The sequence below is a fragment of the Kitasatospora sp. NPDC056783 genome, assembly GCF_042789895.1.
In the GTDB taxonomy this organism is placed as follows: Bacteria; Actinomycetota; Actinomycetes; order Streptomycetales; family Streptomycetaceae; genus Kitasatospora.
This window is the reverse complement of sequence record NZ_JBHUAF010000484.1, coordinates 1-5,418: the sequence shown is the minus strand read 5'-3', so window position 1 is coordinate 5,418 and position 5,418 is coordinate 1. Positions and strand designations below refer to the sequence as shown.

Below are 5,418 nucleotides of genomic sequence, written 5' to 3'. Positions count from 1 at the left end.
GTCGGGGACACCGGGGCCCGGTTCGTGCCGAGGGCCTGATCCTGCTCAGGCGTCGGCGGCCGCCAGGACCTTGTCGGTCGTCACCACCTTGGCGAACCGCATCGCGTGCAACGTCGTGGCCGTGGCGCGGGCGAGTTCGGCGGCGGTGATGGTGGTGCCGTCGGGGCCGGCCATGTCGAAGGAGTGCATGGCGTCGACGGGGAAGATCGCGTCGTAGCCGAGGTTGCCGGCCATCCGGGCGGTCGTCTCGTTGCACACGTTGGTGATGATCCCGGTGACGACCACCTGCCGGGCGCCGCGCTCCTGGAGCCAGGCGTGCAGGTCGGGGGTGCCGTAGAAGGCGCTGTTGACGGTCTTGGTGATGTGCAGGTCGGGCGTGAGGGCCGCGACGAAGTCCTTGAGGGCGTGGCCCGGGGTGCCCTCGGTCAGCGGGCCCTCCGGGGTGGCGTGCTGGACGGTGACGATCGGGCGGTTGGTGGACTGCCAGGCGGCGATCAGCTCGGCCATCCGCTGTTCGGCCTGCGGGTTGTCGCGGGGGCCGAAGCCGGGATCCTCGAAGCCCTTCTGGACGTCGATGAGGATCAGGACGGCGTCGGGGTCGAGGGTGAGCGGGGCCTCGAAGGCATCGGTGTTCGTCATGTGACTCATTGTGCTCGCCCTTCGGGGTGGGCGTGATGGACATGCCACTGATCGATGGATTTCCGTCGTCCGCTGCCCGTCGTCGGCCGCCTGTCGCCCGTGGTCCGCCGCCCGCCGCCCGCCGTCCGGCGCCGGGGTGTCGGCGACTCCGGGCCGGGCCCGCCCCTCCGGTGGACTTGCATTCGCCGCATACATGCATACGCTGGTATTTGCGGCCACGCTGACACTGTCCTCTGGTTGCACGTGAGAGGAGGACGACCCCATGGTCGCCACGGACCCCGGGCTCACCGCCCTCGCCAGCGGCTGGGCCGCCCTGTCCGTCCTGCGGAGCAGGATCGAGGTGCACGTCGAACGTGCCCTGCTGGCCCGGCACGGCCTGAGCGCGCGCGAGTTCTCGCTGCTCGACGTGCTCAGTCGTCAACACGACGGACCCGGCGGTCACCTGCAGATGAACCAGGTCGCCGACGCGCTCGTCCTCAGCCCGAGCGCCACGACCCGTCTGGTCACCCGCCTGGAGGACCGCGGGCTGCTGTCCCGCTTCCTGTGCCCGGCCGACCGCCGGGGCATCTACACCAATGTGAGCGAGGCCGGCCGGAGGCTGCTGGAGGAGGCCCGGTCGACCAATGACGCGGCCCTGCGGGAGGCACTGGACGAGGCCGCCCGCAACCCCGAGCTGGCCTCGTTGGTCACCGCGGTCGAGGCGGTGGACGCCGCGCGCCGCGGGTAGCGGCGGGCATCCGGACGGGTCGGCCGACCGTGCGGCGGCGGCCCGCGGCGGGGATCCTTGGAGGGCTGTCCGGAACGTCCGAGGAGCCCGGCGCGTCTGCGGAGGTGATCCACGGTGCCCGTGCTGTGCGTCCTGTTCTCCCTCCTCGGCGCGTCGAGCAACGCCCTGGGCACCGTGTTCCAGCGCAAGGCCGCGCTCAACGTGCCCGCGACCCGCAACCTCCAGCCCCGCTTGATCGCCGACCTGGCGCGCCAGCCGGTGTGGGTGGCCGGCGTCTGCGCCGTCGCGGCGGCGGCCGCCCTGCAAGCCCTCGCCCTGGCCACCGGACCGCTCGCCCTGGCCCAGCCGGTGTTCGTCCTGGAACTGCCACTGGCGCTGGTGATCGGGTCACGGGTGCTCCGGCGACGCATCCCGACGGCCGGGTGGTGGGCGATCGGCTCCATCGTCCTGGGGCTGGCGGTGGTCCTCGTCTCCGCGAGCCCGCACGGTGGGAGGGCCCAGGCGCCGATGGCCCGGTGGGTGCCGACCGTCGTCCTGTGCCTGGGGGTGGTGGCGGCGCTGGTCGCGGCCGCCCGCGGTCGTCCGCCGGGGGCCGGACGGGCCGCCTGCCTGGGGGCGGCCTCGGCGGTGGCGAACGCCCTCACCGCCGCGATGATGAAGTCGGCGGCCGACACCTTCTCCGCGCACGGGGTGGTCGCGTTCCTGACCGTCTGGCAGACCTACGGGTTCGCCCTGTGCGGCGTCCTGGCCGTCTTCCTGCTGGAGAACGCGCTGCTGGCCGGCCCCCTCGCGGCCTCCCAGCCCGCGCTGACCCTCGGCGACGCGCTGATCGGCCTGACGCTCGGCGTCACGCTGTACGAGGAGGAGATCCGCCTGGGCTGGTGGCTGCTGCCGGCGGCCGTGGGCTTCGCGCTGATCGCGGTGAGCACGTTCCGGCTGGCGCGTGCCGTTCCTCGGATCCACGTGATCCCGTCCTGATCGCACCACCGCTCACGTCCGTCCGTCCGTCCGGCCGGACGGACGTGAGCCGGGCCCGCGCGCGGAACCGGGTCAGGCGCCGTCGTCCGCTCGGCGCACGACGCGAGGACGGCGCCTGCCGGCCTCCAGGGTGGGCAGGTTGAGGTGCTCCAGATCGTGCGGCGGCGGCGCCGTGAGCGGCCAGGTCGAGGGCACCTCGCCGGCGGAGGCGGCGGCGGGCGCGTCCGTCAGCCGCATCCGCTGCCTCAGCCGGCCGTAGAAGTCGGTCGGCCCCAGGCGCACCGCCCTCAGCCGGGTCGGTGACGCGTAGACGCCGACCCAGTCGCCGGGTTCCAGGACGCCGCGGAGCTGGCCGTCCACGCTGACCGCCGCCAGGCCCGAGTGCGGCAGCAGCCGCATGGCGATCGGCTCGTCCGGTGCGGCCAGGACGGAGCGCTTGAAGACCATGTGCGCCGCGACGGGTGTGAAGACGAGGACCTCCGCCCGGGGCGAGACCACCGGCCCGCCCGCGGCGAAGCTGTACGCGGTCGATCCCGTCGGCGTCGCCACCAGCAGCGCGTCGCCGGCGTAGGAGGCGAGCAGCCTCCCCGCGAAGTAGACCGCGGCGGCGACCCGGCCGTCCCGGGCGAACTTCTCCACCACCACCTCGTTCAGCCCGAGCACGTCCAGCGCCACCCCCCAGCCGCCCCCGGCCTCGCAGCCCGTGCGCACCCGCGGTGGGGGCAGCGGCGGCCGGTGGGCGTACGGCGACGGCGGACCGGACTCCTCGGGAAGCGGGAGCGGCCGGGAGGCGCGCATCGTCACCAGCATCCGTTCCTCGACGCTGACGCGGGACTCCCGGACGGCGTCCAGCGCCTGGAGCACGTCGTGCGCGGGTACCTCGGTGAGGAAGCCGAGGTGCCCGAAGTCGATGCCCAGCAGCAGGGCGCCGGCATGCGCCGCCAGGCGTGCGCCGCGCAGGAAGGTCCCGTCGCCGCCCAGCGCGACGATGAGGTCCGGGTTCCCGGCCGCGGCCATCTCCTCCCGGGCGCTGCGCCGCGGCCCGTCCGCGTTCCACACGTCGATCTCGGTGCACCGGGTGCGGTGGTCGTCGCACCAGGAACGCACCGAGCGGGAGGCCCGCACTGCTTCGGGGCGCCCTTTGTGGACGACGAGACCGATGCGCTCGACCGCCATGGCGTGCCCTCCTCGCCGAGGGGTGGTGTGGGGTCCTCTCCAGGATGCGCTCCGGTGGCGAGCCCCGGCGACTCGCCGGGGGTGGTTTCCGGCGGGCCGGCTCCCGTCCGTCGGCCCCTCGACTTGCGGGCCCGAACCGGTGGCAGTGGGCTTGGTGGGGGAGGGCCGCGCCCTTCGGGGGCCTTGAGACCCGACCGGGGTCGGTCGCCGGTGCGGGGCGCGGACGAGTGTTTGCATTACCAAGCGCATGCAAGTATTGTTCTTGCATGTAAAGCGCTTCTGCATCTATTGGATGCGGGGTGCCGCACCCCGGCCCTGTCGGAGCGCCGCCGCCCGATCCCGGTGCGACCCCGTCCGCATCGCCACCCCCCCCGAGGTGCCCGTCCACCCGCGCCTCGCTCCCGTGCCCGGGACGCCGTCAGGCCCCGGCAGTACCGATCGAAAGGCACCGTCATGTCTCTCAAGAAGATCATTCCCGGCAAGCTCGGCTTCGGCACCGCCCCGCTCGGCAACATGTTCCGCGCGATCCCCGACGCGGAGGCCGCGGCCACCGTCGAGGCCGCCTGGGCCCAGGGCGTCCGCTACTACGACACCGCCCCCTTCTACGGCGCCGGCCTCTCCGAGCAGCGCCTGGGCCAGGTGCTGTCCACCAAGCCGCGCGACGAGTACGTGCTGTCCACCAAGGTCGGCCGCGTCATCCTCGACGAGCTGGAGGAGGGCGACCGTGACCTCGGCGAGAAGGGCGGCCTGTTCGAGCACGGCAACCCCAACAAGATGCTCCACGTGTGGACCGCCGAGGCCACGGAGCGTTCCATCGAGGACAGCCTCAAGCGCCTGGGCACCGACCGCCTGGACATCGTCTGGGTCCACGACATCGCCCAGGACTTCCACGGCGACGCGTGGCTGGGCAAGTTCGAGGAGGCCCGCACCGGCGCCTTCCGTGTCCTGTCCCGGCTGCGCGACGAGGGCGTCATCAAGGCCTGGGGCCTGGGCGTCAACAAGACCGAGCCGATCGAGCTCACCCTCGCCCTCGACGAGCCCAAGCCCGACGGCTTCCTCCTCGCCGGCCGCTACACCCTCCTCGACCACGAGCACGCCCTGCAGCGCCTGCTGCCCCTCGCGCAGGAGCAGAACGTCGACATGGTCGTCGGCGGCCCCTACAGCTCCGGCGTCCTGGCCGGCGGCACCCACTTCGAGTACCAGCCCGCCCCGCGGCACATCCTGGACAAGGTCGCCAAGCTGAAGGACCTCACCGCCAGGCACGGTGTCTCCATCAAGGCCGCCGCCCTCCAGTTCTCCCTCGCCCACCCGGTCTCGGCCGCCGTCGTCCCCGGCGCCACCAAGCCCAGCCGCATCGCCGAGGACGTCGCCGCCCTGGACGAGGACGTCCCGGCCGCGTTCTGGACCGAGCTGCGTGCCTCCGGCCTGGTCAGCCCGGCCGCCCCGCTGCCCAACGGCGCCTGACCCCTCACGCCCCACCCGCACCGCAGTACGCAGGAGAAACGATCATGGCCTCCACCTCCGTCAGCCGCATCGTCCCCGGCACCCCCGAGAAGGTCTGGAACCTCATCGGCGGCTTCGACGCCCTGCCCGACTGGCTGCCCTACATCCCCGAGAGCGTCGCCGCCGAGGGCGGCCGCGTCCGGCACCTGAAGAACCCCGAGGGCGAAGTGATCATCGAGCGCCTCGTCGACTTCAACGAGACCGAGCGCCGCTACAGCTACGCCATCCTCCAGGCCCCGTTCCCGGTCGACGACGGCTACGTCTCCACCATCCGCGTCCACGCCGTCCCCGGCCGCGACGACGTCGCCGAGGTCCAGTGGTCCGGCCGCTTCCACCCCAAGGGCGCCACCGAGCAGGAGGTCGTCGACCTCTTCCACGGCATCTACGCCGACGGC

At 73.1% G+C, this 5,418-nt stretch carries 6 protein-coding genes; 4 read left to right on the top strand and 2 right to left on the bottom strand.

Going from position 1 to position 5,418, the window contains the following annotated elements; translation table 11 throughout:
- Positions 1-45: 45 nt before the first annotated feature.
- Positions 46-639 carry a cysteine hydrolase family protein gene (locus tag ACFRMQ_RS37490; RefSeq protein ID WP_380735336.1) on the bottom strand — a complete coding sequence of 198 codons (594 nt, stop codon included), beginning with the start codon at positions 637-639 and terminating at the stop codon, positions 46-48.
- A 262-nt stretch (positions 640-901) separates the two neighbouring features.
- On the opposite strand from ACFRMQ_RS37490, the gene ACFRMQ_RS37485 reads away from it, so the two are divergent.
- Both ACFRMQ_RS37485 and ACFRMQ_RS37480 read left to right on the top strand, forming a co-directional pair.
- Positions 902-1,366, top strand: a complete 465-nt coding sequence (locus ACFRMQ_RS37485; RefSeq protein WP_380735335.1) for a MarR family winged helix-turn-helix transcriptional regulator — start codon at positions 902-904, stop codon at positions 1,364-1,366.
- Positions 1,367-1,480: 114 nt separating this feature from the next.
- Positions 1,481-2,344 (top strand): DMT family transporter, encoded by an 864-nt coding sequence (locus tag ACFRMQ_RS37480; protein ID WP_380735334.1) that lies wholly within the window; start codon positions 1,481-1,483, stop codon positions 2,342-2,344.
- A gap of 72 nt (positions 2,345-2,416) precedes the next feature.
- On the opposite strand, the gene ACFRMQ_RS37475 is transcribed toward ACFRMQ_RS37480, so the two are convergent.
- A complete protein-coding gene (locus ACFRMQ_RS37475; protein WP_380735333.1) occupies positions 2,417-3,520 on the bottom strand; it encodes an NAD(+)/NADH kinase in 1,104 nt (367 codons plus the stop codon).
- A 453-nt stretch (positions 3,521-3,973) separates the two neighbouring features.
- Between ACFRMQ_RS37475 and ACFRMQ_RS37470 the strand changes: the two genes are divergently transcribed.
- Positions 3,974-4,984 (top strand): aldo/keto reductase, encoded by a 1,011-nt coding sequence (locus ACFRMQ_RS37470; protein ID WP_380735332.1) that lies wholly within the window; start codon positions 3,974-3,976, stop codon positions 4,982-4,984.
- Positions 4,985-5,028: 44 nt separating this feature from the next.
- On the top strand, positions 5,029-5,418 hold a 390-nt coding region (locus ACFRMQ_RS37465; RefSeq protein ID WP_380735331.1), incomplete at its 3' end, for an SRPBCC family protein.

Excerpts from the sequence above, each read along its gene's own strand:
- ACFRMQ_RS37475 (WP_380735333.1), bottom strand. The coding sequence starts at position 3,520 with ATGGCGGTCGAGCGCATCGGTCTCGTCGTCCACAAAGGGCGCCCCGAA.
- ACFRMQ_RS37485 (WP_380735335.1), top strand. The coding sequence starts at position 902 with ATGGTCGCCACGGACCCCGGGCTCACCGCCCTCGCCAGCGGCTGGGCC.
- ACFRMQ_RS37470 (WP_380735332.1), top strand. The coding sequence starts at position 3,974 with ATGTCTCTCAAGAAGATCATTCCCGGCAAGCTCGGCTTCGGCACCGCC.
- ACFRMQ_RS37490 (WP_380735336.1), bottom strand. The coding sequence starts at position 639 with ATGACGAACACCGATGCCTTCGAGGCCCCGCTCACCCTCGACCCCGAC.